The sequence below is a fragment of the uncultured Nostoc sp. genome (assembly GCF_964245575.1).
Lineage (GTDB): Bacteria > Cyanobacteriota > Cyanobacteriia > Cyanobacteriales > Nostocaceae > Nostoc.
Genome location: NZ_CAXTNP010000089.1, coordinates 1 through 26,553, shown reverse-complemented (window position 1 = coordinate 26,553; position 26,553 = coordinate 1). Strand labels below are relative to the sequence as shown.

The window sequence follows — 26,553 nt, the reverse complement described above, 5'->3', positions numbered from 1 at the left end:
CGAAGTCTAAAATGCTTACCACACAAGGGTTGTAGCCTTAAAAAAAGAATTTAGTTTAAACTCCAGTAAAGAGCCTGAAACCAGAAGACTTTACAGCAATGTGTGGTGTACGTCCAAAGACTTTTAACCAGATGCTAGAGATAGTGCGATGTCTACGATGGGCTGCGCCTACGCAAAAGCAAATAAAACAAAAAACAGCAAGGCCAGGGAAACTTTGCTTGTCAGACCAATTGTTAATGACATTGGAATATTGGAGCAAAGCCGGAGACGCTCCACCTCCGGAGAATACCGCATATACTTTCATATTGGCCAAACTTGGACAGTAAATGAGTTTACAGCATACAGAATTATCCGAAAAGTTTCTTAGGAGTTCTATTAGCGTATATTAACAATACCTTAGCCAAAATAAGAGGATGAAGAGAGAGGGCTGATGTAGTAGAGTTATGGGAGCAATGCGATTTTGTGAGGTTGGGAAAAAAGGTGCGATTGCTAAACACAAATACTGATGAAAAAATAAATTTTTATTACACGAATATGATTAAATCACACCACAATTTATCTTCTTAAAATATCCCAAGAAGATAGCGGTTAAATAATTTGATTTTTATTGCTCTTGTTGGTGTATACGGCAGTAATCCATAATATAAGTATCTATTGCTACAGAAAAATTTCAAATAGCTGATATAAGTATAAAATTTATCCAACTGTTTTAGGATTGATAAAACAGGTTAAAATTGAATCGCAAAAATTATTCCAACTTCCAGCTATCCATTGACAACGCAGATGTAAGATAATTTCCGCATTTTCTTTCAACCAAAATTTACTGTTACCCTTGATTCTTAAATTGACAACTTGGCGGATTAAACTTTCAATTGCACCACTACCAATGGGTAGTTTTTGAGCTATAACTTTAGCGTAATTCAAACACCCTTGACTATAAGCACGTAAGAGGTAATTTCTCTGTATCACCATAGTTTTACAACGTTCTCCCGTAGCTTCAGAGATAAATTCATCCATCTGCCTAATTATGGTTATGGCATTACCTTTTTTTAAGGTTCTCCGTGCTTTTTTAAACCAATTATTTCGCTCATTGTCATCACTAAAAGCCACATCAGCAAATTTATGCAGCCGCTCATTAACATGGTAAAAATCAAATAATTGATAAGTGGCATCGGGAGATTTCAATTTCTTTAAAAAAGGAGGAATATGCTGACATTTCCATTCAGCACCGTCAGCAATTAGTAAAACTTGTTTTGCTTGACTAATTCCCAAACTAATCAGATACATTTCTAAAATTGGTAAAAAGCCTTTATAGTCTTCATAAGTGCCATCATTTACAATCTGGAACTCGTTATTTTTGACTTTTTTCCCCTGTTCATCAACCATATAAATTGTTACTAATTTTGGCTCAACCCATTCCCCTATAAAGCCGTGCTTATTTGTTTTGGGATTTTTTCTACCTTTTTTATTAATCCTAATTTTACTCCTGCCGCCCTTCGGGTTCGCCAGTTCGACGGGACGGAAACCGACACCGCCGACTGGACTCACCATCTACAGCAATTACAACTCTCTGGTCTTTAAGTATATTTCCATCAGGTAATTTACCTTGTTGTAAGTTAGATATTTTAGCTTGACGTAAATCAATGCCAATTTGACCAAATTTATATGTCAATCGTTCAATTCGTTTAAGACTAATATTAATTCCCCAATCACCCAGGATTGTATGTGCAGCTTCAAAAGAACTAGCTATGGCACCATATTTTGCAATATCTGACCAAACTAATGGGGTCAAGCCTTCTGACATTCCTAACCATTTTAATAAGGGACAGAATCCAACATGAGTAAATTTATTTTTCGCTTTTTTTTCTTTTTTTTTGAACAACGTATGGTAATTTGAGACTTACTACAACATTACCTACTGTTAATATTTCCCTCTTTGTATAACCGTGTCTTTGCGTGTCGGTATGCCACCATCTTTTGGTTTGATTAATTGCTGTTTGATGAGCTGACTCTGATTGAGAAAGCTTATGCAATAATATGGCGATACATTGACCCGCTAAAACTAACGCAGCCTGTCTAATTTTTTCTTCTCTTTCTTTAACTATTCTTCCAGACCATTCCTCGATATTTTTAAAATCTAAAAATTTTGTTACATCTTTTTGGCAATCTGCTAATGAACCGACAAACCTTACACTCGCAGATATGTTTTTTTCCATAAAGGTAGATACTTCCTATTTCAAAACTATTCCTGAAAGGAAATTTTACCTTTTTTCTAGTGGCAACAATGTACAGAAACTTCGTTTTTGGTAGCAGGTTTGATATTCTAAGCAATATTAATATGGTTGTTGTATTAAATACTAAACCTATACGTAAGAGTTTATTAGCGATCGCTCTCCAGGTGCGGTCATCTCACAAAATCGCATTGCTCCCGCCCCATAAGGGTTACTCTACTAAAGCCTGGAATCCCCCCAAGAAATGGGTTTCTCCAGAACGAATTGCACTTACACGTATCTCGGCTCAATACCCCTTAGTACCTGTAGCCGAAGCTTTCCAAATCGCCATAGGTAGATAGCAGATGCTCCTTGAAGCCAGCCTGTTGATCATTCTGAGCGTAGGGCTTTTACTGGGTCAATCTGGCTGGCCCGCACGGCAGGAGGCAAACTAGCTCCCACCCCCACCACTAGCGCTGATCCCAGTGCTAGCACTGCAATTCTGCTGTTAAACTCATAGGGCAAGCTAAAGGTATCGGTAACCACAACAGTCAATCCATGCACCACTCCTAGACCTACTGTCCCTCCGATTAAACTTAAAAGCATTGCCTCTAGAATAAATTGCAGCATGATTTCCCGTTGGGTTGCACCCACCGCCCGTCTCAAACCTATTTCAGAGGCTCGTTCAGTTACTGAGGCAATCATAATATTTGCAATCCCAACACCGCCAACTAACAGCGTGATCACTCCTACTACTGTTAAACCTTGGGAAGCCATCTCTAAAGTTTTCTGCTGCTCTATAATGTCTGATACATTATTCCAAAATTTAAATTTGTAACCTGGAAATCTTTGTAGCAGCAAATCCTCAGCTTGGTGGCTTAAGTCTTCCACATTTTTAAGAGAGTAGGGGCGCATTTGAATGCTCCCAATGTCGAGGCTACCAGTCAAAGCGTTGTAAATAGATGTCGGCACATACAGTTGACCCGTTGGGGGTGCATTTTCATCTATAGTAGTCGCTACCACCCCTACGACGATATAGGGCCTATACCCAGCATAAATTAGCTGCCCCACAGGTTCCTGCTTTTGGAAAAGTTGTTCTGCCAGCAATTGATCGATCACTATCACCGGACGGTAGTTGGCAAAATCTTCAGATGTAAAAAACCGTCCTGACACCAATGATTTCCCTGAAGTCAGCAAAAAATCTTGGGAAACAGGTGACATGGCTGGAGTAAACTCTTTATCTCGAAATACAGTTGGCGTAGAACCAGCCCAATTAAAAGAACTGATCGCCTGCAAGCCCACCATTCGCTGTCGTAAGAATTCCATATCTTCCAACTTAAGTTCGGTGGCTTGACCGCCAGAATCCCAGTTTGGATAAACTGAAACTTGAGGTGCGCCTCGTTTTGCCAATTGTTGAGCGATCACGGCCCGGCTAATAGTACCTACCTGAAGCGTAGCGTTGACAGCAGCCACACCCATAAATATCCCTAGAGTAGTCAGAGCAGAACGCAAGGGGTTTCTACCTAAGGAGTTAAAGGTAATACTTAATAAGTCAAAAACTGAAAGAGTCATAATAGTCACTTTGCTCTAGCTTAAAAATGGGTACAGGGGTGAATGTCATTCACTTGCCTTAACTGGTAGCCCTGGCTTGAGTTGCGGCTCAACGGGCGGCAGTATGACCTGTTCGCCAGGATTTAAACTAGAGGTTACTTCTACAGCCATCAACCCCTGCAATCCCAGATTAATGGTGCGTTTTTGGGCTTGATTTTGGCGATCTCGAACCCATACAAAGGGATGCCCTTGCGATCGCACAATCGCATCTGTCTTTAAAACTACTACGTTCTGCCGTTGCTGCAACACAACCTCGACATTTACCCTACTACCAGGGAGCAGTGTGCGAGTAGGGGTATCAAGCCAAACCGTTGCGGGTACTGTTGGTTGATCTGATTGTTTGGGACTGCTACTGTCTTGTTTTTGGGCTTCAGCGCTGAGTGCTTGAGGATATAGGCTTTGCAGGCGTCCAGAGAATGTCTTTGCATTCGGCCCGATCGCATTAACACGGACAAGCTGATTAACTTTAACTTGAGCAGCGTTGAGAGTAGAAAGCTGGAGTTTCACTAGTATTTTGCTTGGGTCGCCCAAGGTGAGCAGGTTAGTACGCAACTCGACCCCATCACCATCCTCTACATTGACACCCAAGACTACGCCATTCAATGGTGCAGTCACAATATTATCTTGCAGTTGCTGCTGAATAAGTTGGCGCTCCAATTGCAAACTCTCAATTTTAAGGGCGTTTGTACGTACCTCTGCTTGATTATCTCGCAGGTTAGCCCGAGCCACACGCACTGCGTCTTCCTGCGCTTGGGCTTGTTGTTGGGCAATAGCTCCCTCTCGCACCAGGGGAGTAAGCCTCTGGAGTTGTCGTTCCTCGGCTGTTAATCTTTCTTGGGTTTCAACAATTTTTTGACGACTACGTGCTAGATTTAGTTGCTCTTGTTGAATTTGCAACTGCTGATTGGTAAGAGCAATTTTTCGCTCCGGGTAGCGCAGGGTAAGCAGCACTTGACCAAGTTTTACCCTCTCACCAGGTTTTACCATGACTCGTTCCACTGCACCCTCTTTTGGGGACTTCAAAATCCGCTGTTCCTGCAACTCAACAGTACCAGTCTCATTGATTGTGGTTTCAACATTACCCCTTTCCACGGTGAGTAAGCGTACTGCTATTGGCTCAGGAGGTTGATTAAGAACTAAAAAGTATGTCAAACCGCCCACACCGGCAACAGCCAAAACTCCTGACCAGGCTAGCCATCGACCTGCAATCTTGAATTTATTTTTTTCATATTTCCAGATCATGAAACTTGTCCCAGTGTGAGGAAAGCAGTTAACTACAAGTGAGGACGGCTAATACTGCCGTAAGTCGAAGGCGATGAGGCGGCTATTTTTCAGTACACAGCGAAAATTGGAGTGCAGATAGCGATGCAGCGCGTCATAATGATACAGCCACCAAAAGGCTGGCCATCCAAAAATGATAAAGCTAGCGCCCCTTGAACGTGATCGCTCTAGTTCTGAAATAGCCATTTCGTCGTTTGTTGGTGGCCCCCAATACTGCCCATCTCGTTCGAGGAAAGGGATAGCATGGCGATGTACGACAAACTGATCCCCCCACTGATTTTGGTCAACTAAAATAAAACTGTCTCCTGGGGGAATCAATGCAGCCACGTCTTGTGCTGCTAGTTCTAATCGTTCCGTCCAAGACCAATATAGATGGGGTACTAAGTGGTGTATAGACTCACTTTTTCTCGCGTTCAAAGCTAGTAAGCGCTCTGCTAGTTGCTGACGATAGGTTGCATCAGCAGCACGGTCTGATTTTAGAAGGTAAGCGATCGCATCGATGGACTCAGCCAAAACAGCAAACTTCTGCCAAGGGTAATCTGATAATTGTCCTGGATGGACGCGAATCTGGGCAAGCTCCTTTCTCAAGAAAACAATATCAAAACGCGCCGCCAGACGGAAGGATAAATTGGAGTCAATCGTATTCCAGGAGTGGGGACTATCGAACGAGCCTACTTCTGCAAGTGCAGCAGCCCGCATCATTGTAGTAGCAGTATAAATAGAGCAACCGCGCCACGCAATACACAAATCGATGTATTCCAGACCGTTGATTAAGCCATCTGGCATATCTCCAGTGTCTTGTTTTTGAGGCAAGATTGTGCTGTCACCATCCATGAACTTAGCCAACGCCAAAGAAAACCCAGCACTGGGATGTTCATCCAAAGCTTGGACGGATTCGCGGATAAAGCCAGGAAGAATTAAATCGTCGTCCGGCACTATAGTTAAATATGGACTCTGATTCGCTTCAATCATACAGTTCCAATTTCTGGCGAAACCAATATTTGTTTCGTGCCTGATATATGTAATTCGCTCGTCTTCTTTAGCAAGTGATCGCACAACTATCTCAGTATCATCATCTGAAGCATTGTCCAACACCAACAACCGTAAATCTGGATAGTCTTGGGCTAACACACTTTTGATACAGCCCTGAAGTAACCCCGCCCGATTGTATGTAGGAATTGCAATAGTAACTTTTTCTTTAAACATTTCTGACACCAAACAATTAAAGATAGTAAAACTGAGCTAAAAACTCTTATTTTGAATTGATTCATTTCTCCGTGTACTCTGCGTACTCTGCGGTTCGTTTTTTCATAAAACATTAACTAGCAACCTGGTCAAAATCAGCACACATCTGTTTTGCAACACGCTCCCACCTCCAATTTGCATGAACTCGCCGCGCTGCTTTTTGTCCCGCTACAGCAGCCTCACTTGGGTGTTCATACAGCCACCGCATCAAATAGCGGAGATGTTCATAATCAGGTTCTGCCCACATACCGAAGTAGCGAACACGATTAGATTCGATACCCTGTGCATCTACCAGACGATAGTCCAATAAAAAGCTATCTTCAGGATTAAGGTACTCAGAAGGGCCACTCCAGTTTGTCGCTATCAATGGTAAGCCAGTAGACATTGCTTCTAAACCGCAAAGACCAAATCCTTCACCCCGGGACGGGAGAATGAATACATTAAGCTCCTGCAAAAACTTTAATAACGCCTCTTGATTCATAAAACCAGAAATGAATTTTATCCGCGCATCGTTTACTTCATAAGCCGCCGCTTTTACCGAACTCTTCATTAGCAAGCGCACTGATTCTTGAGGAGAAAATTCATCTTGAAATGCCCGCATTAGAACATCTATTCCTTTTCTAGGGCTGAAGTCACCGAAGGTTCCAAAAGTGAAAACTTCTGAGTGATAGCGGTTAAGTAAAGGAAACTGTTGTGTATCTACTCCGTGGTGTAGAACCTTAATCGGAACATTGACACCACATTCCAAAAAACTCTCCACATTCTGCTGACAAGGGACATATTGTAATGTCACAGATTTGTTGATTTCCTCAACAAAATCTTTGGGAACTAAAGTAGATTCCCACATACAATAATTGACAATGTGATCGCATGGCAGCACGCTAGGACAAACAGCATAGTGGTAGTAAAAGCCAATTCGGCTCCAGCGATCCAGAGGTTTAAAAAAGTCTTCAAAGCCTCTTGGCGCTTGGTTTTTTGTTGGTGCAATTGTAATATCAACACCTTGATTGGCAACAGCTTTCAGCAGTTGTCGCCCTACAGAGCCATAGCCTTCATTGGGACGAAGGATAGAGTGCCAGATCAATTCTCTGCGTCCTGGCTGCCAAGTACTGCGATCGAAAGAAGCAATTTCAGCAGCATCAAATATTAAATCATGTTGAGCAACAGCCCCCGCTTTGGCTAATCTCTGCTGGTGATTCCAATAAACTTTTTCCCATTCTTGCCAGCGATCGCCTGCTGAGAGGCAATTTTGATGCCAGTGATGAGATGCGATCGCCACTGGAATATGCCTGAGTAAATACACCTGACTCATTCGCAACCACAAATCCCAGTCTTCATAGGCTTGTAGCGATGAGTCAAAGCCGCCTACTTGCACCGCAGCACTTCTTCGGTGCATCACATCAGTAGCAAAGATGTAATTTCCATAACTTAAAAGTGTACCGTCATAGTCAAATGAGTAAGCGACTGGGGACGGTGACACATCTGCTTGCACCCATTCAGAATCACCGTAAACAAGGCTGATATCTGGGTTTTCTCTCAAATACTGTAAAAGTTTACTTAGATGGTTCGGTTTCCATTCGTCGTCATCATCACAGTAGGCAACGAATGTACCCCTAGCAGCGTTCAATCCTTCAGAACGTGCAGCACCAATACCACCATGCTTAGTGCGGATCAGGTGTATAGATGTATGATGATGTATCTCTACTGGTTCATCACTACCATCATCAATAATAATCAGTTCAAAATCTTTCTCATTTTGCAACAAAACAGAGTCAATTGCCCTTTGCAGGCTGGAATGTCTGTTGTAGGTGCAGATAATGACGCTGATGGTAGGAGAAGTAGAGGTAATCATCTGAAATCTGACTCCTTAAATTATGCGATCGAGGAGTTGTGTTAGTACTTTGCGGGCATCAAAGTACTCTTCGGCTATTTCTCTAGCGGCTTGACAGTGGAACTGGTAGCGGCTGTTAATTTCTTCGATTCCTGCGAGTGCTTCTTCAAGGGTATTGAATGGAATAACACCATATCCTGTCTGATGCAACCAGTCAGAAAAGCCTGTTTCCTGAACGAGTACCGGGCGACCACTGGCGAGGTAAGCAGCACTTCGCTCACTAAACCAACCACTACGACTAATTACATAGCCATGTTTAGCGACGGTGAACTCTGCTTTCGACTGTTGAATGTAGTGCTGATATGTCCAAGGGTCTAATGTCGTCTCGTGGGGATCTTGTACTACCCAGCCTTTACTAGCAAGTAGCGATCGCGGTGCTGTTGGGCTACCTACCGCTAACTCAAAGATGGATTCGATCTTCTGGGGTAAATCTAAGTAAGGCTGAAAAGAATCAGACTTCATCCCGTAGCGTTGCCTATTGTATTCGCGGGCTGGGTAACTGTCCCAAAGCATGACAGTGGTAAACTTTCCTGACTCAACTCTTGGTGTGGCAGGCCAAGCATCTAAGAAGATGGGATGGCGTGTAGCTTGCCAAGGTAGTCCGTCGTTGGGAATGGTAGAGCGATGTCTGACGACAAGCCCCTGCGCTTCTATGCTGTCAATATTTTCGCCAAAGGTCAAGAAAGCTGTATGTTGCTTGGCTAAATTTAGGGCTGCAGGATCGATTAGGTGCCGAATCTGAGTGAAGACTGGATCTTTATCGATATATGCCCGTGCTGGGATCTCCATCAACCAAGGACGCAGAGGATTCACGCCGGAGAAGTTTAAAACGACATCGGCAGTAGCACAGACGCTTAGGATATCGTTAGCGCTGGGGCCATGCCAAAATGATGTGTGAGCATCATAATACGCCCAGCGATCGCCTAGTCCAACTTTTGCAAAAATGCGTGTTGCAAATTGCAGCCCGTAGGTCGGATCTGTATCCATCACACCTCTAACTGGGTCATAGCAAGAGGGGTAGGCGTCGCTATCCTCAACGAAGTAGACATCATGTCCCAAACTGGCAAGACCTAAAAGGTAGTGTAAATCACTCCAAGCCATGCCACCTATAGGGCCGCGCACGATGTAGCCAAGCACGATAATCCGCAGGCGGTTGACCGGATCGGAATTGGTTGGGGTGCTGGTAATGTTAAAAGGTAGGCTAGTCATGACGACCTCCTCAAGTGAGCGCTGCATTAAGTAGTTGGCACAGTACTAAATTCGAGTCGAAATACTCGTGGGCGATGTTACGGGCCGCTTTTGTGTGCGATGTATAATTTGCCTCGACTTCATGGATAGCTGCGATCGCTTCTTCCTGGGTTGTAAAGGTCAAAATTCCTTCTCCTACTGGCAAGATGGCACTAAAGCCAGTATCCTGAACAACTACTGGACGAGCAGCAGCCAAGTAGCAAGCGGAACGGCAGCTAAACCAACCACTGGCCATTGCTATGTATACGTGTTTGGCTGGGGAAAGTTCACCTCGTGAGTTAGCGATAAATTTCTGATAACTTTCTGGTGTCAATGTTGTGCTAGGCCCATCGACTACTTTCCACCCTGCACTTGCTATCTCCATTAGGGGAGCTTTCACACCACCCACTGCCACAGAAAGAGGTACACTTGTGCTTTGAGGCAAAGTCAGCAATTTCTCAAACTCACTGCCTTTGCTGTTATATTCTACACCTTTGTAAATCAGCTTTCCTTTGAAGGCATTCCAAGTCATCACCGTCGTCCACGCTCCCCTCAAGGGTGGTGGAACCTGAGCGACACGCTCCCACAAATCGATCACAACTGGCATCCGCGTTGTCTGCCATGCAAAATCTACCTTAGGGATAAGGCAATCTGCATTGTGAATATTTTCTGCATAAGTGAAGTGTCGGTCGTGGGCTGCTACTGAATCGCACCATCGCTCAACGTTCTCTGACCAAGCAAAGCGTTCACTGAGCATGAGTTGGTTGTAGCCGGGATCGGTGTCGAGAAAAATTTTCACGCACCGCGACGAGAGGCGATCGGGAATTATGCACGCTCCACTGACGTTTAGGAATACATCAGCTGTCCGTGCTACTTCGTCGAATTCTACTTGACTCATGCCGAAGCTGGTTGAATGTAGATGCAGGTAATGCCACCGCTCTTTTAGTTCTGGTGCGTATTGCTCCCAGAAATCTTGAATGTATTGGGCTGAGTAGCTAGCGTCTGAGGTATAAGTTTTGTCGAGGGGATGATACGGCCAGCTCCAAGTGTCTTCATGATAGTAGACGTCATGACCCAACTGCACCAGCCCGATGACATACTGGAGATAATCCCACGCTACTCCACCGACTGGATACAAGCCGACGAGTCCTGTGACGATGATGCGAAGTTGTGAAGACATTGGTGGCTACTAAGCTAATGAGCATTTTACGAATTATTCTGACTAAGAAACAGCAGAGGCAGTTACTTCTGGCTCTAAGACTGCTTTCAGGTCAGTATCGGGCCCCATTGCCAAGCGAGGCAAATGATACGGATTAGCGATCGCCTTTTGGTCAATTGATAAGGAAATGGGATCGCCACCATACAAGCAAGCAGCTTGATATCCAAGTCGTTGCAGCATTTGCGTGATCACCTGCGGATTTCCTCCATCATCTCCATAGGGGTAGCAAAAGACCTCAATGTGCTTTTTCAGCCCAGCCTCAAGCGAATCTTTGGAGTGGTGTAGTTCCTCCTCTTGCTGGGCAAGGGATAGCTCAGAAAAGCGCTGATGCGAGGCTCCGTGGGGCTGAACCGAAACGCCCCAACGCTCGAGTTCACGCAGTTCGTCCCAATCACAGATTGCTTCATCCGGTTCACAGTCGGCATCAAAAGAGTTACGCCCTCCAATGAAGTCAGTTGGCACGAAGAGTACAGCTGGATATCCAAATTTGAGCAGTAAGGGAAGTGTACTCGTTAGCATCGACTGATACCCATCATCAAAGGTCAGTAGTGCAGACCGTTTGGGTAAGATTTCTGGCCTAGTGAGACCTCGCACAAAGGTGGTGAGGTCGATCACGTGCCAGTTATTTTCCTGAAGATAGCTTAAGTAACCAACAAACGTTGCTTCTGGTATATAGAACCATGTCTCCCAACCATTGGGAGACGGCTCACCAATCTTGTGAAAACTTAAAATTGCTAAGGTGTGCTCACTTGCTTGGTTACTGCTTGCAGAATCTTGAGTATCCACTTTTTTTTCCTCCTACAAATCTCTGAATTTTTAAACCAATACTTTTTCCAGCAAAGATCCAACCACTTTCTGCGCGTCAAAGTATTCCTCTGCGAGTGCGCGAGCTAAATGGCATTGTCGTTCGTAATCAGTCGAGACCTTCTTTAGGCAGGATACTGCTTCCTCCAAATTGGAGAAGCGAAATAGTCCGGCAAAATCAGGAAGAAACTTGCTAAGACCACTGTGCTGGATCACAGCCGGCTTACCACTGGCTAAATAGCAGAGAGTGCGATCACTAATCCAAGCGTTAGAAAAACGGATGCAGGACGGCTTTACGCAGCTAAACTCGCCCCAAGAGTTCTGAATGTAGTGCTGGTAGTCCCACGGTGTGGAGGAAACCTCTAGGGAATGGCGTATACGCCAGCCCTTCGACTGTAGCATCACGCACTCGTCCTGTTCATTATCCCCTAAGCAAAGTGCTAGCTCCAGGGGCTGTGTTGTGTGTTGTGGCAGGTCTAGGAATGGCAGGAAGCCAGCTCGTTTGTTGTTAACGTACACCTCACCCAAGTCTTCCATCCATTCGTCAGAGTTCCACTGCGACACAGTAGTGAACGGCGCATCCGCAGTGTTCTTGTGAGGCAACCACCAGTCCAGTGCCACACACGGGGGTGTATACTGCCACAAAATTCCCACATCTGAAAACCGCGCTCCCGGCTTACCTACCGTCTCGCCAATTGTAAAGTAAGCGTCGTGCCTCGCCACACTTAGCTTCCCGGCGCTCATCCAAGTCTGTAGCAGACCGGGGTCGATATCCACCAGTGCCGATCGCCGGAAGCGCCCCACCACCTCAGGAGATAAGCAGTACATCATGTTCAGCAGCAGGTCTGCCTCGGCGGCAGCTTCAAGGTCTAGGCATCCTACCAAGGCATCTTGAGGCAGTGGCTCACCTGTTGAGGAGCAAAGCGCCACAAAAGAGGCAAGACCATACGGCTCCAAGCGACTTTTTAGGGAAGCTATGTACGCCTGCAACTCGTGGGCGGGAGTGCAGGGGTGTCCCTCCTCCAGCCAGATTACAGAGCAGCCAATAGCACGCAGCCCTAATGCCCAGTTGAGATAAACCCACAAGTGACCGCCGCCCGTGGGATAGTAGAGAGTCCTCGCGTAGAGGCAGACTGTGGTCATAAAACCTCCTGGTTATCCCTACCCACCTGCTCGTCGTGTCTGCTGATCACAAGTTGGTTCTTAATAGCCTTTGTCACATTTGATGTGACGCTAGCGAGCTGTCCTTTTTCAAGTTCCAGCAGCACATCGCAGTTTTCTAGCGTGCTAAGGCGGTGGGCAATCATAAAGGTGGTGCGTCTATGCATCAGACGTTCCATCGCTTCCATAATTACGGCTTCGGTTTTGGTATCAACGGAACTAGTGGGTTCATCGAGGATCAGAATAGGAGCATCCTTGAGGAACGCACGGGCAAGAGAAATTCGCTGACGTTCGCCACCCGATAGGCACATACCGCGTTCGCCGACTTGAGTTTCATAGCCTTGCGATAGTTTGGAGATGAAATCATGAGCGTTAGCTGCTTTGGCTGCGGCAATAATTTCGCGATCGCTCGCATCAGGTTTAGCATAGGCAATGTTCTCGGCAATACTCGTTGAGAAGAGTACAGGCTCCTGTAAAACGATCGCAAACTGGTTGCGGAGATCAGCTAGTTTGTAGTCGCGTAAGTCAACGCCATCAAGCAAAATCTGTCCACTGGTGGGATCGAAGAACCGCATCAGTAGGTTTACCAAGGTTGTCTTACCCGCGCCTGTTCTTCCAGCAATGCCTAAGTGGGTTCCGGCAGGAATTTCAAAGGAGATGCCCTGCAAAACTTGGTGGTTGTTAAAGGCGAAGGAAACGTTACCGAAGGTGACTGCACCTAAAGCACGAGAAATCGGTTGGGCATCTTTGTTCTCAACTACATCTGGTGCTTGATCGAGAAGTAAGAAAGCTCGCTCGGCACTAGCTAGCGATCGCTGTAGCCCTGTGACTTGATTACCGATAGATTGCAAGGGGCCATATAGCTGTATAATATATGCCTCTACTACGAGGAGTTCACCTAAAGTTAAAATACCAGTTTGGACATGTTGCACGCCTATAAATAGAATGACAGCATACCCCACAGCAGTTATCAGGTTGATGAGGGAACTGACAAAATTTTGGACGACAACGATGCGGATATTTATCCAAATGGCTTTGCTAAAGTTGCGGACAAAGCGTTCTCGTTCGCGCTCCTCCCGACCAAAAGCCTTGACAACACGAACTGCTCCCAACACCTCCTGGACAACTGACATTGCCGAACTTTCAAACTTTTGATAGTCAAGCCACTGAGTGCGTAAACTACCACTTGAGATCCGCGTCACTAGGAACAAAAAGGGTGAAACTAACATTGCAATCAAAGCTAGTTGCCAGTCAATCAGGGCAGTGACATAGAACATACCGACGAGCCACAAACCTGTAATCAATAACGGCACAATGCCGTCAATCGTTGTCCATTGAATGGCAGGGGCATCGTATTGAATGCGGTATATAGAGTCGAATGTGCCTACGGAATCATGGTAAGAAAGTGAAATGCATTGAGCGTGGTGCAAAAGGCGGGCCCGAAACTCCAGAACCATCTTTTCGCTGGTGTAGGTTCGCAATAACGAACTTGCCATCCCAAGCAGTGGTCGCAGTATGGCAATCAATACTACGAAGCTGACAGCGAATACAAGTAAAGTGGTTTTGGTACGCGTCAAGGTCGCCGGGATAAGTGCATCCAAGAAGCTAGGGAGCGGTTGGGAGCCGATAACGTTGTCAACAACAATTTTTAACGGTAGTGGAGTAAGTAAAGCGAGGGGAGTTGACAGCAAGTCAAGCAAAAAGGTGCCCGCAATGTGAAACCAGTAAGGTCTGACTTGAAGCAACAACCGTCGATATATATTCAAATCTAAGGTTAAGTTCGCGGTAGTCATTATGGCTGTAATATTGCACTTGCCGGAGCAGACTTATGACTAGTAGTTTCTATCGGTACTAGGTAGACTCTTTTGGCAATAATTTCTATCACTTGGTAGAGATTACGTCCTAGTTGGAAGTTTTGATATAGGATGACACCGACGTTGAACATACCTAGCACAACTGTTATTGCTGCTATTTCTGACATTCCCAGAATAATTGCCACAATTGTGAACAATAAATAGCCAAACATAGCCATAGTAGCTAACTGTGACATCCTCGGCGCACACCGCACCCTGATGACTCTTTTTTTACCACCATGATTTTCTGTACACACTTTGAACTGCACTTTTGACCAAATTCCCTGATAAATCTCTAAATCCCAGTCGCTCCAGCCTTGATCCATCGCAATGAAATATTTGTAGGCTATGAGTAAATCCATCACTTTTTGCAGCAGGTTCTCCTTTTCCATTCCTGTTTCTGTCCAATAGGACAATTCATAGCTGCGATCGCACCAGGAAATATTTACTCTGGATGCTGGCGAATCAAACTTGATTAAATCTGCTTGAGTTAGTGTTTGAGTCATTGTCTTTAAACTTCTTCTATTTGTAGTATTTACAGGTCATCAAACTTTATCGGTTGCGCTTTGGTGAGTTCCTTAATCCGCCAACGGTAGCGTTCTACACTACGTACAAGCGGCCCCAGGTAAATCAGTAGCGCCACAAGCAACCTTGCTCTAAGTCCGAGAAATCGGGAATCAATCCGGGCTTGGATAGCACCAGCTACACACCAGCTAAAAGAGATCAAGAACATTACTGCACTCAGCCACGGGCGATCGCCAGACAAAAGTGCAGACACAAACAGGATAAAAGCTGCTACATTCCACTCCAGTGTCAGGGGTAGATAAGAGATCAGCGAGGAGGAAGGTTCGTACAAGGTTTGAAACAGACCGCGACCAAACACCCCAGAATAGATAACTGGTTGACCAATACGAAGAAATGTAGATAAATCTCCGTAGATTCTCCCCAACCAAGAGGGCTGTCCCAGAAGGTTAAAGCGGAAAGGATGCTTAAAATAAACGAGTGCTTCTGCTTTGCCATAGCCTTGTTGCTGTTTGAGATAGGCAGCTACTGTGTTACGGCGAAAGTGCCATACTATTGCCGTTGGGCTAAAACCAATGGTGTAACCTTTATCTTGCAGTCGCCAGCATATATCAACATCATCACCAGCAGTCCGAAATATTGGGTTGAAGCCGTTAATTTCTTGTAGAATCTCCCGACGAAAAGCCATATTGCAGCCAGCAATATGTTCAGCTACCTCATCACTCAAAAGTATGTGGGTAGGTACACCGGGAGAGACAGCAACGCAGGCGGGAACAAGAGAGTCCTCCGGGGGAGATAAGTTTGGCCCACCTACGGCGGCTAGACCAGAGGAGAGAAACTTGGCGACTAGATAGGTGAGCCAGTCTGGATCTGCCATACAATCAGAATCGGTATAGGCCACAATCTCGCCAGTAGCGGCGGCCAGACCAACGTTGCGTGCGAAGCTTAATCCCTTGTTTTCTTGACTAATTAGGCGTACATAGTCGTAATGCTGAGTAATTTCGAGAGTGCGATCGCTCGATCCATCATTAACTACAATTACTTCATAGTTGGGATAGTTGACTTCTTTGAGAGAAGCTAGACAACTATCCATTGTGCCTTCAGCATTGTAAGCGCATACAACCACCGAGACTTTGGGATACTCAGGTAGCGCTGGTGGTAGAGGCGCTGTGTAATACTGCTGAACTGTCTCGAAGGCGGACTTTTTGAGCCGTTCGGCGTCAACTAGACCAAAAGCCCAGTCCTGTATGGCATACCCACCGGTAAACCATTCATCTGTCCAAGAAAATATTATTGTCCCGGCTGCTCCCATCTCAAAACTAGATGACAGCTTTTGAGAGAGAATTTCGGCTTGGACTTGGGTTCCTTCACGCATCGAGTCAACGCCAAACTCACTCAGTACTAGAGGTTTATCCTCGGCTAGGTTATGAAGCCGAGAGAGGTAGCGCCGAAAATCTTGTTCCCGATGCAGGTAAACGTTAAAGCATGAGAAATCAGTAAAATCAATATTTAAATACTCAGTACAAGGATAATTGGCATAACTTACTAAACATTCGGGAGCGCTGTCTTTTGCTACCCCCATTAACTCTTTAATAAAAGCCCGAACTGGTTTTGCTCCATGCCATCGGACAATATCTGGAGGAATCTCATTGCCCACCAAATAGGCAAAGGCGGCGGGATGACCCCGGCAAACTTTAACTCCTTGAACAATGCAGTTACGGATTTCTCCTTTCACAGCAGAAGAGTCGAGGAAAGCGATATGCTGTGACCAAGGTATACCAATTAACAGCCTAAGACCATAGATTGCAGCTAGATCCAAAAGCCAATCAGGTGGAACAGTATAGGTACGCAGACAGTTAGCCCCCATTTCTGCCATCATGGCAAAATCTTTTTCCACGACTGATTTTTCTGGAAAGGACTCTCCGTGGCTACCGATGGAGAAAGGGCCGTAACTAACTCCTTTAAGAAAAAACTTTTTATCTCTAATAAAGAAAAACTTACCTTTTACTGTGACTACTTCGCTTTTTGCAAGTGGTTCAGCACAGAAGCCAGAAGGTGTTGAAGTCAAGTTTAGCAAATTCCCCCCCGACAATTCACTACAAAACTGAAACGCTACATCAAGTTTGCTCAAGAAGAAAAACACGCATATACCTAGCTTGGTAACGCATTTTCAGCATATTTTCGCGCTGGTACCACCACAATCGCTATTAATTAACAGTCTTGTAATCCTTAAAGTCTGTCAGGAGTGCGTTTGCGATTGCGTTTACGGAAATGTATAAGTTAACTTATAGCTTCAGTCTGTTTTTTATCCAGTTGGTCAATCATCTGGGTAAAAATACTTTAACTCAGCGACACCTGTTACTGAGTCATATCATGTGCGACTTAATACTTATGTCATTGCGAGCGGAGTGTGGCAATCCCAAACCGCAAGCGAATTGCTTTATTCCACTTCGTTGCATTCGCAATGACATATTGTAAGTGATTTGCCGAACTTGATATCAGTTCAAAAATTTGCGCTTGAATACATTAACCTATCCCTCTCCACGCACGAGGGGATGGAGTTTCCCGTCGCTTTAGATAAATTTAATATTACATATACTCACAATACGGTTCGGTTAGTATGTTTGGCTCTCGGAGATCCCCCCAACCCCCCTTCAAAAAGGCTTGCTCTTGCTGCTATTTACCCCCTTTTTAAGGCAGGGCTGTTTCATTCCCAAAAAGGCCTTCATTTACAAGCGTCTCAGGCAAAAAATCAGGTGATTAAAAAATAAAATTGGATAATTATCATGGTGATCGCACCTAATTTTACGGAGTGTTACGGTAATTTTAAGGGTTCCCAACTTCCCTAAATTTATCGCTCATACTCTTGACAAAACCATGACCATTACGAATGAAACAGCCCTGCTTTTTAAGGGGGTCGCCGTAGGCGGGGGGATCTTAATCGAACCGTATTACATATACTCACGTTAAAAGGGGTAGTTTTAAAACTGTTGCTACTGTACTTCCTAAACCTGGTATATTTTTTATCTCATCAACATTTTAGGGGTGGGTAACAATAATGTTTCCAAAATATTCTGTGGTACGGTGGGAGTCACTTTACAGGCACTCTTGAGGCAATCTATCAATAACTGGTTGGCAGTATAGTACTGCTTAAGGATTTCTTTGTGCTGTTCGCTGAACTGCCATTGATGACCAATGTTGCGATACTGAACTATTGCCAACCTCAATTCATTAGCCCAAGTCTGACCGTTAGCACTCCACCATTCTTTTAACTTTTCTTTGCCTTTAACTGGGGTCGGTAATTGTTCTTTAAGTTTTTGCAAAGAATGCTGTAACTCAGGGTTAGAGACAAGAGTTCGGTCATTAGGGAGAGCAAAGCTTAAAGCCAAAACTCGATCCAAAGTCGGTTCGTAAGGCAGGGCAAGGCTTAAGTGAAGGGCACACTGAAGAGTTATATCTAGAGCTAAATCAGGAGTAAGATTACTAATGAGCGTGAGATCGATCCCAAGGGAAAAAGCCAAATCATTAGTCAAGCTCAAGTCGTCGAGAAGTTCTAGTGTCAGATAAAAAGCACGAATAGCTACTCTTTTATGGCTAGACTGAACTGAAAGAGACTTATGGTTAAGCCAGTTGAAGAACTTTTTCAATTGTTTATCAAAGGCAACAAGCTGATCAATATGTTGCTTCATTAATTGCAACAGACAAGTGGGATTATCCAACATGCCAGCAGTTAGTAAAAAGATTTTCCGCCAACGTGGTTCAGTCAAATGGCTAACCAACTCAATTAACTTTTTTTCTAATATTTGTGGGTTGGAACTAGTAACAATATTTTTAGCTGTTAAATATTCTTGAAAAGCTATATGCGAGAACGAATAAATTTCCTGCGCCTGCTCTATCAGTAATCCATGTGTTTCAAGCAATTTCAGCACTGCTTCACTGTTGAGTTGCAGCACATCAGGCTCAGTTTGAGCTGTGGGTAAATTAGAGAGGTAGTCCGTAATGTATTGCTGGACAATACTTTGTGTGAAAAAGTAATGACCTTGTTTAAAGGTAATAGCAGCAATTTGACTCAGCAGTTCAAGCTTCTGAGGTAAAGACAAATGAAAATAAATTTCATTTCGTTTAATGTTCCTCAGTTTATCCCAGCGATTGAGCAAAATATCCAATCCTTGCTTGTAAAGTTCGACCCTTCTAACTGGAAAGTCTGAGCGGGCTTGAAACACACAACAAACCAAATTAAGCAAAAGTGGTCTTACAGCTAGTTCTCGAATTTGTTGATTCTCCAATAACTGTAATTTTTCCACGAACTGAGAAGCTAAGATTTTTGCTTTTTTTATGGAATTATTGCTAACGATGATAAACCAATTTTGGACAAAAGCCTCAATTTGGGAAGAATCAAAATCAGCAATTTCAACATCACTAAATTCCTCAAACCCATACAGTTGGTAACCGATACGACATGTAAGAATAAACTTATTTTTGTAATACTTTTCAGCCAAACTACAAATTTTACTGATAATTTTGGCGTTATCATCTTCTGGAATTTTATCTAAACCATCCAGCAGAATTAAGATTCTACCGTTAACTAGTAATGTTTGGATTTCTTGTTCTGAAGCACCACAGTCGGCAAGCTCTTGACTAATATAGTTCAATAAACTGTAATTTCCTGTTTCTATAGCATTCTCAGCAAAGTTTTTCAAGCGAATAAAAATAGGTATCCGGTCTGATAGTAAATTGCCTTGATTGCATTGCATGGCAATATACTGTAAAAATGTGGTTTTACCAGACCCTGGTTTACCTAGTACCATTAGTTTGGGATAGGTGATAACTGCTTGTATTGCTGAGACTCGTTCTTGATAAAGTTGATTAAAAGCAAAACAGTCGAACCCTTCTGCAATCAGTCCTTGTAGATCGAGGATATCTAACCATCTTCGACTTGTAATATTATTCTGAATATTGGTGCTGACATAAATTTCTTCTAGTTTAATTGGTTGAGGAATATCCAACAACCGCGTAGTGGCACATTGGGATTGAATCTTATCACTTAGACGCGATCGCAAAATTTGCACTAAGCTTTCGACATCTTGATAGTTTTCATATCCCTGCTTGTTTTCTGTCAGTAGCCTCTGATCTGGTAGTTGAGCAATGTCTTGCCAATCTAAACCGAGTTGAAAGCAAATCTCCATAAAGTTCTGACGCTCAATCGGTTTACCTGTGAAAAATTTCCAGATTGACTGGCGAGTTTCAAGTCCTACTTCGCTAGCTAAATACTCTTGCGTCCATTGTCTGATTTTGAAAGCACTTTTTGCTTTCTCAATACCTACAGGAGATGCTTTCAATGAACGTCGTGCCATAAACCAGCTCTAAATCTCTAGTTAAGCTAAAAATCTTTGGTAGTGGTGCATAGTAATGATCTAAGCGCGTAAACTAGCGTTATAATGATGGACCAAATACCAGACTGCGCCAATGTGATTGTCGAGTGATTTTGAGAACGACAATGTTTTACGTACTAAGCGTGAAATCCGTTGACGTAGAGTGTTATTAAATCGTTCAATGTAACTTGTATCACCGCTATCTTTACCAACTGCGCGATGACGTTTACTTGGTAAAACTTGCTCGTAAGCCTCCCAAAAATCGGTGTAACAAACTGCACATTAATGATACACTGGGGGGAGCGCTTGCCACACTTGTTTTGCTGATTGACTAGAGCGATCGCCAATATATACCCCAACAACTTCTCGTGTTGTCGCGTCAATAGTAAGCCAAATCCATTGTTTATTCGCTTTTGAGCCTACATATGACCACATCTCATCAATTTAGATAATTAGCGGACCTGGTTTTTTTTTAGTGACTTCAACAGATTTAACAACCTGGTAATATTTCTGATTTACGTAGTATTGAAGCCAACGTAATGAAACTCCAGTAACGCGGGCGATCGCCCTTAGAGGTTGTTTGAAAAGTCTAATATGTTACTCACCTGCGCGATTGGAAATCGCGGCTACACAGACGAAACCCACCTCTGTGGCTTTGAAATCCTTGATTTTGTGTTAGTCAGCGCAGACGGACGAAAGCCTGTGTAGTAGCGAATTATATTTGCCCAAAACTTTTCAAACATCCTCTTAATGAAATCCGTTCTAGTAGAAGTTTATCGATTAGTTCACGTGTTGAGAGATCAATTGGTTGTCGGGTTAGGCTTTCAACGAATTGTCGCCCACAGTCGTGACATTTAAACCGTTGTTTCCCATAATGAGTGTGTCCATTTTTGACTATGTTTTTTGAGTTGCATTGAGGGCAGTGCATAGCTCCTGTATTGAACGATACTTTTTTATTTTATCATTACTATGCATTACTACCATAAATTTTTTTCTAATAGCGAAAAATTATCTTATTAGCATAATGATGTAGTATTATCAATATTCATTAACAGTAATATTATTACTGATTTTAAAGGTAACTAATTTAGTTCGGGTTTTCTTCCCCCTTATGGCTAAAATTTTACCTTTCGAGAAAACAATACCTTTTAGCCTTTTGTTATTTTAAATACTATTAAAGGTAGGAAAAGTGGGAAAAGTAGGATAAATAGACAAACTCCTCTCACATAAATTATACATTAAGTCATACATTTTCTTGAACGCGATCGCAAACACACTTGTTACACACTGGTATTTATGTAAGAGATTGTGCTAGTACCACAACATCAGGCACAGTCGAGACAGTCTTGTAAGCGGTTCTTCATGCGAGGTAGCTCGTCTTGAGGAAATGGTTTTGTACTAAGTTAGGACTTAGGTAAAAGTACAGGCAGTAAGGGCAATACCCTGCGGGAAGCCGCTTTGCGTCTACATGTGCCCCTACCTGAAAATCAGGTTTTGGCTATTGTTTGCGTAAGTCCTATAAGTCAACAAGGGTTTTTTACAAAACCAAGCTCTACCTATCAGGATTTGACATCCATGAAAATACTGGTAACTGGAACTGAAGGCTATATCGGTTCTTTATTGGCGCCAATCTTGATGCAACACGGTCATGAAGTTATCGGAGTTGATACAGGATTCTACAAAGTTGGTTGGCTATACAACGGTACCAAACTCACAGCCAAAACTCTTAATAAAGATATTCGTCACATCACAGTTGAAGATTTACAAGGTGTTGAGGCAGTCGTTCATTTGGCTGAACTCTCGAACGATCCCGCCGGACAACTACGTCCTGATGTTACTTATGAAATTAACCATCAAGGCTCAGTTCGGCTTGCTCAACTAGCTAAAACATCTGGTGTGCGTCGTTTTGTCTATACATCTTCGTGCAGTGTCTATGGCGTTGGTACTGATGACTACGTTACGGAAGAATCTCCTGTCAATCCCCAAACAGCCTATGCCAAATGTAAAACTTTGGTAGAGCGAGATGTCAAGTTATTAGCTAACGATAGTTTTTCTCCTACCTTTTTGCGGAATGCCACCGCGTACGGCGCATCTCCCAGAATGCGTTTTGATATTGTGTTAAATAACCTGTCTGGGTTAGCATGGACGACTAAAAAAATCAAGATGACAAGCGACGGTACTCCTTGGCGGCCGCTAGTTCATTTGCTAGACATTTGCAAAGCAATTGTATGTGCGCTCGAAGCCTCGCGCGACATTATTCACAACCAAATTTTTAATGTGGGTGACACTGCTAGCAACTATAAAGTTAAAGAAATTGCCCAGATAGTAGCTGAAGTTTTTACTGGATGCCAGCTTTCTTTTGGTGACACTAGTGCTGATAACCGCAGCTATCGGGTTTCTTTCGAGAAGATTAACACTAGACTACCGGGATTTAAGTGTGAGTGGAATGCAGTTAAAGGTACTCAGCAGTTGTTCGATGTGTTTACTGCGATCGATATGTCAGAATCCACTTTTTTATTTAAAGGATTCACTCGCTTAAAGCAGCTGGAGTATCTGATTCGCACTCAGCAAATAGATCAAAATTTCTTCTGGAATAAGTAATGCTATTCACAGAAACTGCACTCAAAGGTGCATTCGTTATTGACATAGAGCAACGGCAAGATACTCGTGGCTTCTTTGCTCGTACTTTCTGCGCTCAAGAATTTTTGGCTCACGGTTTAAAGCCAACAATTGCCCAATGCAATCTCGCTTTCAACCACAAAAAGGGTACTCTCCGGGGTATGCATTATCAAGTTGCTCCGGCAACTGAGGTAAAGTTGGTTCGCTGTACTCATGGCGCTATCTATGATGTGATCATCGACTTGCGCCCTGAATCTCCTACATACAAGTTACATGTTGCCGTTGAGCTATCAGCTGAGAACCGTAAAACTTTATATGTGCCTGAGATGTTCGCTCATGGTTATCAGACGCTAACTGATGCGGCTGAAGTTGTGTATCAAATGAGTGAATTCTATGCGCCACATTACCAGTGTGGGCTGCCTTATGACGATCCAGCTTTTGGGATTGAATGGCCTTTACCTATAAGCGAAATTTCTGAGAAAGATACAATCTGGCCTTTGTTTGAATCTGTTTTAGACTCTATTCACGCCGAACCAGGTGTGAGGATGTAAGGGTTCTCATATACCTCTATCAAGTTGCATATAACAGTGTGGGAGTTAACAAATGACTACGACAACTTTACAATCATCTGTACAAAATGGTACAAGCGTGAATTGTTGTGGCTGTCGATTCTGTGGGACGACATTAAAGCACACCTTTGTGGATTTGGGAATGTCACCATTGTGCGAAAGTTACGTAACAGCAGAACAGCTAAACCAAATGGAACCCTTTTATCCACTGCATGTCTACGTGTGCGATCACTGTTTTTTAGTTCAACTTCAAGAATATGTAAGTCCGCAAGATATCTTCAGCCACTATGCCTACTTTTCATCTTACTCTGATTCTTGGCTACAACATGCTAAAAGTTATACTGAAAAAGTAATAGCTCGCTTTGGGCTTAATTCCTCAAGCCAAGTAGTAGAAATAGCTAGTAACGATGGTTACTTACTGCAATATTTTGTATCAAAACAAATACCTGTCTTAGGTATAGAACCAGCAGCTAATATCGCTGAGGTAGCGATCGCAAAAGGCATTCCTACAACTGTCAAGTTCTTTGGACAAAACACAGCAGATGAATTAGCTTCTAATGGCAAGCAAGCAGATTTATTAGTAGGTAACAATGTGCTTGCTCATGTACCCGATATCAACGATTTTCTAGCAGGCTGTAAAATTTTACTTAAGCCTGAAGGTGTCATTACTATGGAATTTCCCCATTTAATGAGACTAATGGAGGAAAACCAGTTTGATACTATCTATCACGAACACTTTTCTTACTTATCCTTACTCACAGTAGAGAAGATTTTTGCTACTCACAATTTAACTATCTTTGATGTAGAAGAACTGTCAACTCATGGTGGTTCTCTGAGGATTTATGGTTGCCATATAGACGATAATTCTAAATCTATCAGTCAACAAATAAAGGAATTAAGAGCAAAAGAAGAAGCAGCAGGCTTTATCAACATAGAAAGTTATTTTTCTTTTGCTGAAAAAGTCAAGGAAACCAAGTTTCAAATTTTGGAATTTTTAATTGCAGCTAAACGCCAAGGAAAATCAATTGCTGGTTACGGCGCCCCTGGTAAAGGTAACACTCTTTTGAATTATTGTGGAATTAGAGAAGATTTCCTTGATTACACTGTAGACCGAAATCCCTTCAAACAAGGTAAATTTTTACCAGGTACTCATATACCAATCTTTCATCCAAACAAGATTCAAGAAACCAAGCCAGATTACCTATTGATTTTACCTTGGAATCTGAAAAATGAGGTAATGTCGCAGATGTCGTATGTACGTGATTGGGGTGGAAAATTTGTTGTACCTATTCCTGAAGTCAATATCAATTCTTAAGCAAGAAGGCAACTTGAATTTAATCTGATTTATTAATACCAAAGGAAATTACGATGAAAGTAGTTTTATTTTGCGGTGGTTTAGGAACAAGATTAAGAGAATTGTCCACCAATATCCCTAAGCCAATGGTTCATATTGGCTACAGACCAATATTGTGGCATGTGATGAAATACTATGCTCACTATGGACACAAAGATTTTATTTTGTGTCTTGGTTATAAAGCAGATGTCATCAAAAATTATTTTCTCCATTATGATGAGTGTGTTTCCAATGATTTTACTTTACAGGAGGGAGGCAGAAAAATTCAACTCGTAAATAGTGATATTGAAGATTGGAATATTACTTTTGTTGATACAGGCTTAACTTCAAACATCGGTCAAAGGTTCAAGGCAGTTGAAAAATACTTAGAAGGGGAAGAGGTATTTTTAGCCAATTATAGCGACGGCTTAACAGATTTGCACCTACCTGACTTAATTGATGACTTTTATAGACATAACAAAATAGCCAGTTTTCTGTGTGTAAAACCATCGCAAAGTTTCCATTTAGTTTCAACAGAAGAAAATGGTTTAGTCAATGATATCCAAAGTGTTCAAGAAGCTGGAATTAGGATAAATGGTGGCTTTTTTGTCTTTCATAAAGATATCTTTAAATATATTGAAACCGGAGAAGAATTAGTGCTTCAACCATTTCAAAGATTAATTAAAATCAAACAACTAGTAGCTTATAAATACAATAGCTTTTGGGCGTGTATGGATACTTTCAAAGAGCAGCAACAGTTAGATGATATCTATTGCCAAGGTAATGCTCCTTGGGCAGTATGGAACCTGCTTGAAAGTAAGGCAAAATATTTGGAATATAGCCGGAATTATCAGATTACTAATGATTCCATTCCAGTTAGTTTGGCTAATACTTAAATACCCGTCTATTTTACAGTAGATATTTAGTAAGGGTATTTACTGTAATTATTGTTTTAAGCAATTATCTCAGGCAAATTGTTCTCTAAGAATCAAAAATCATCAATATGCTTAAATTCACTTTCGAGGGAGAAAAACATTTCAACTATAAAGTTTTGTGTTTAGGAGCCCATTGTGATGATATAGAAATTGGTTGCGGAGGTACGATATTAAAATTGGTAGAAACTTACCCAAATATTATGTTTTATTGGGTTGTATTTAGTTCCAATTTACAAAGAGAAGAAGAAGCTTATAACAGCGCTAATAGATTTCTAGACAATACAAATATAAAAAATATAGTAATAAAACAATTTAAAGATGGATTTTTCCCTTTTATAGGAATTGAAATTAAACACTTTTTTGAGGAATTAAAACGAGAATACAGCCCTGATTTAATTTTTACTCATTATCGCCAGGATTTGCATCAAGATCATTGCTTAATTTCCGAATTGACTTGGAACACATTTAGAAATAACTTAATTTTAGAGTATGAAATCCCTAAATATGATGGTGATTTATGAAATCCTAATTTCTTTGTGAATTTAAATGAGGAAATTTGCCAAAATAAAATTCAATATATTATTGAGAGCTTTCCGTCGCAAAATAATAAACAATGGTTTACAGAAGAAACCTTTCGATCAATTCTAAGGCTGCGAGGAGTTGAATCTAATTCACCCAATAAATATGCAGAAGCTTTTTAT

19 protein-coding genes and 2 pseudogenes are annotated in these 26,553 nt (G+C 42.6%); 6 read left to right on the top strand and 15 right to left on the bottom strand.

The genetic code is table 11. From position 1 onward, the window contains the following. Nucleotides 1–696 precede the first annotated feature (696 nt). Nucleotides 697–2,216, bottom strand: a pseudogene (locus ACFFAP_RS16110) (ISLre2 family transposase). Between the two features lie 122 nt (nt 2,217–2,338). On the opposite strand from ACFFAP_RS16110, the gene ACFFAP_RS16105 reads away from it, so the two are divergent. Then, nucleotides 2,339–2,572, top strand: coding sequence for a hypothetical protein (locus ACFFAP_RS16105; RefSeq protein WP_375512143.1), 234 nt, complete (start codon nt 2,339–2,341; stop codon nt 2,570–2,572). Nucleotides 2,573–2,600: 28 nt separating this feature from the next. Here the strand turns inward: ACFFAP_RS16105 and ACFFAP_RS16100 are convergent, their stop codons facing one another. From ACFFAP_RS16100 to ACFFAP_RS16035, 14 genes and pseudogenes are all read right to left on the bottom strand, one after another. Beyond that, nucleotides 2,601–3,782, bottom strand: a complete 1,182-nt coding sequence (locus ACFFAP_RS16100; RefSeq protein WP_375512142.1) for an ABC transporter permease — start codon at nt 3,780–3,782, stop codon at nt 2,601–2,603. 45 nt (nt 3,783–3,827) lie between these two features. Then, a complete protein-coding gene (locus tag ACFFAP_RS16095) occupies nt 3,828–5,063 on the bottom strand; it encodes an efflux RND transporter periplasmic adaptor subunit (RefSeq protein ID WP_375512141.1) in 1,236 nt (411 codons plus the stop codon). 48 nt (nt 5,064–5,111) lie between these two features. Further along, nucleotides 5,112–6,308, bottom strand: coding sequence for a glycosyltransferase family 2 protein (locus ACFFAP_RS16090; RefSeq protein ID WP_375512140.1), 1,197 nt, complete (start codon nt 6,306–6,308; stop codon nt 5,112–5,114). Nucleotides 6,309–6,420: 112 nt separating this feature from the next. After that, complete coding sequence (locus ACFFAP_RS16085; RefSeq protein ID WP_375512139.1) at nt 6,421–8,199, bottom strand: glycosyltransferase; 1,779 nt, start codon at nt 8,197–8,199, stop codon at nt 6,421–6,423. Between the two features lie 15 nt (nt 8,200–8,214). Continuing rightward, the gene (locus tag ACFFAP_RS16080) at nt 8,215–9,447 is read right to left on the bottom strand and encodes a glycosyltransferase (protein ID WP_375512138.1); all 1,233 of its coding nucleotides are present in this window, start codon (nt 9,445–9,447) and stop codon (nt 8,215–8,217) included. Between the two features lie 10 nt (nt 9,448–9,457). Next, nucleotides 9,458–10,645 (bottom strand): hypothetical protein, encoded by a 1,188-nt coding sequence (locus tag ACFFAP_RS16075; protein WP_375512137.1) that lies wholly within the window; start codon nt 10,643–10,645, stop codon nt 9,458–9,460. Nucleotides 10,646–10,687: 42 nt separating this feature from the next. Continuing rightward, a complete protein-coding gene (locus ACFFAP_RS16070; RefSeq protein WP_375512136.1) occupies nt 10,688–11,470 on the bottom strand; it encodes a polysaccharide deacetylase family protein in 783 nt (260 codons plus the stop codon). Nucleotides 11,471–11,500: 30 nt separating this feature from the next. Next, complete coding sequence (locus tag ACFFAP_RS16065; RefSeq protein WP_375512135.1) at nt 11,501–12,631, bottom strand: hypothetical protein; 1,131 nt, start codon at nt 12,629–12,631, stop codon at nt 11,501–11,503. Continuing rightward, nucleotides 12,628–14,442: an ABC transporter ATP-binding protein gene (locus ACFFAP_RS16060; RefSeq protein WP_375512134.1), complete on the bottom strand. Its 1,815-nt coding sequence runs from the start codon at nt 14,440–14,442 to the stop codon at nt 12,628–12,630. Before ACFFAP_RS16060 ends, ACFFAP_RS16065 begins: the two co-directional genes overlap by 4 nt. After that, on the bottom strand, nt 14,442–15,008 hold the full coding sequence (locus tag ACFFAP_RS16055; protein ID WP_375512133.1) for a hypothetical protein: 567 nt from the start codon (nt 15,006–15,008) through the stop codon (nt 14,442–14,444). The genes ACFFAP_RS16060 and ACFFAP_RS16055 overlap by 1 nt, the downstream gene beginning before the upstream one ends. A 29-nt stretch (nt 15,009–15,037) precedes the next feature. Continuing rightward, nucleotides 15,038–17,092, bottom strand: coding sequence for a glycosyltransferase (locus ACFFAP_RS16050; protein WP_375512132.1), 2,055 nt, complete (start codon nt 17,090–17,092; stop codon nt 15,038–15,040). Nucleotides 17,093–18,047: 955 nt separating this feature from the next. Continuing rightward, nucleotides 18,048–20,378 carry an NACHT domain-containing protein gene (locus ACFFAP_RS16045; protein ID WP_375512131.1) on the bottom strand — a complete coding sequence of 777 codons (2,331 nt, stop codon included), beginning with the start codon at nt 20,376–20,378 and terminating at the stop codon, nt 18,048–18,050. Nucleotides 20,379–20,438: 60 nt separating this feature from the next. Further along, nucleotides 20,439–20,969, bottom strand: a pseudogene (locus tag ACFFAP_RS16040) (IS1 family transposase); the annotation flags it as partial. A gap of 142 nt (nt 20,970–21,111) precedes the next feature. After that, nucleotides 21,112–21,324, bottom strand: coding sequence for an IS1 family transposase (locus tag ACFFAP_RS16035; protein ID WP_375512130.1), 213 nt, complete (start codon nt 21,322–21,324; stop codon nt 21,112–21,114). A 647-nt stretch (nt 21,325–21,971) separates the two neighbouring features. On the opposite strand from ACFFAP_RS16035, the gene ACFFAP_RS16030 reads away from it, so the two are divergent. The 5 genes from ACFFAP_RS16030 (at nt 21,972) to ACFFAP_RS16010 (ending at nt 26,373) form a co-directional block, all read left to right on the top strand. Further along, nucleotides 21,972–22,997: an SDR family oxidoreductase gene (locus ACFFAP_RS16030; protein WP_375512129.1), complete on the top strand. Its 1,026-nt coding sequence runs from the start codon at nt 21,972–21,974 to the stop codon at nt 22,995–22,997. Beyond that, nucleotides 22,997–23,566, top strand: coding sequence for a dTDP-4-dehydrorhamnose 3,5-epimerase (gene rfbC, locus ACFFAP_RS16025; RefSeq protein WP_375512128.1), 570 nt, complete (start codon nt 22,997–22,999; stop codon nt 23,564–23,566). Before ACFFAP_RS16030 ends, rfbC begins: the two co-directional genes overlap by 1 nt. A 52-nt stretch (nt 23,567–23,618) precedes the next feature. After that, entirely contained in the window at nt 23,619–24,899 is a 1,281-nt protein-coding gene (locus ACFFAP_RS16020) for a methyltransferase domain-containing protein (RefSeq protein ID WP_375512127.1), read from the top strand. Between the two features lie 53 nt (nt 24,900–24,952). Further along, nucleotides 24,953–25,813 (top strand): glucose-1-phosphate cytidylyltransferase, encoded by an 861-nt coding sequence (locus tag ACFFAP_RS16015; protein ID WP_375512126.1) that lies wholly within the window; start codon nt 24,953–24,955, stop codon nt 25,811–25,813. Nucleotides 25,814–25,920: 107 nt separating this feature from the next. Next, nucleotides 25,921–26,373, top strand: coding sequence for a PIG-L deacetylase family protein (locus ACFFAP_RS16010; protein ID WP_375512125.1), 453 nt, complete (start codon nt 25,921–25,923; stop codon nt 26,371–26,373). Nucleotides 26,374–26,553: the final 180 nt, after the last annotated feature.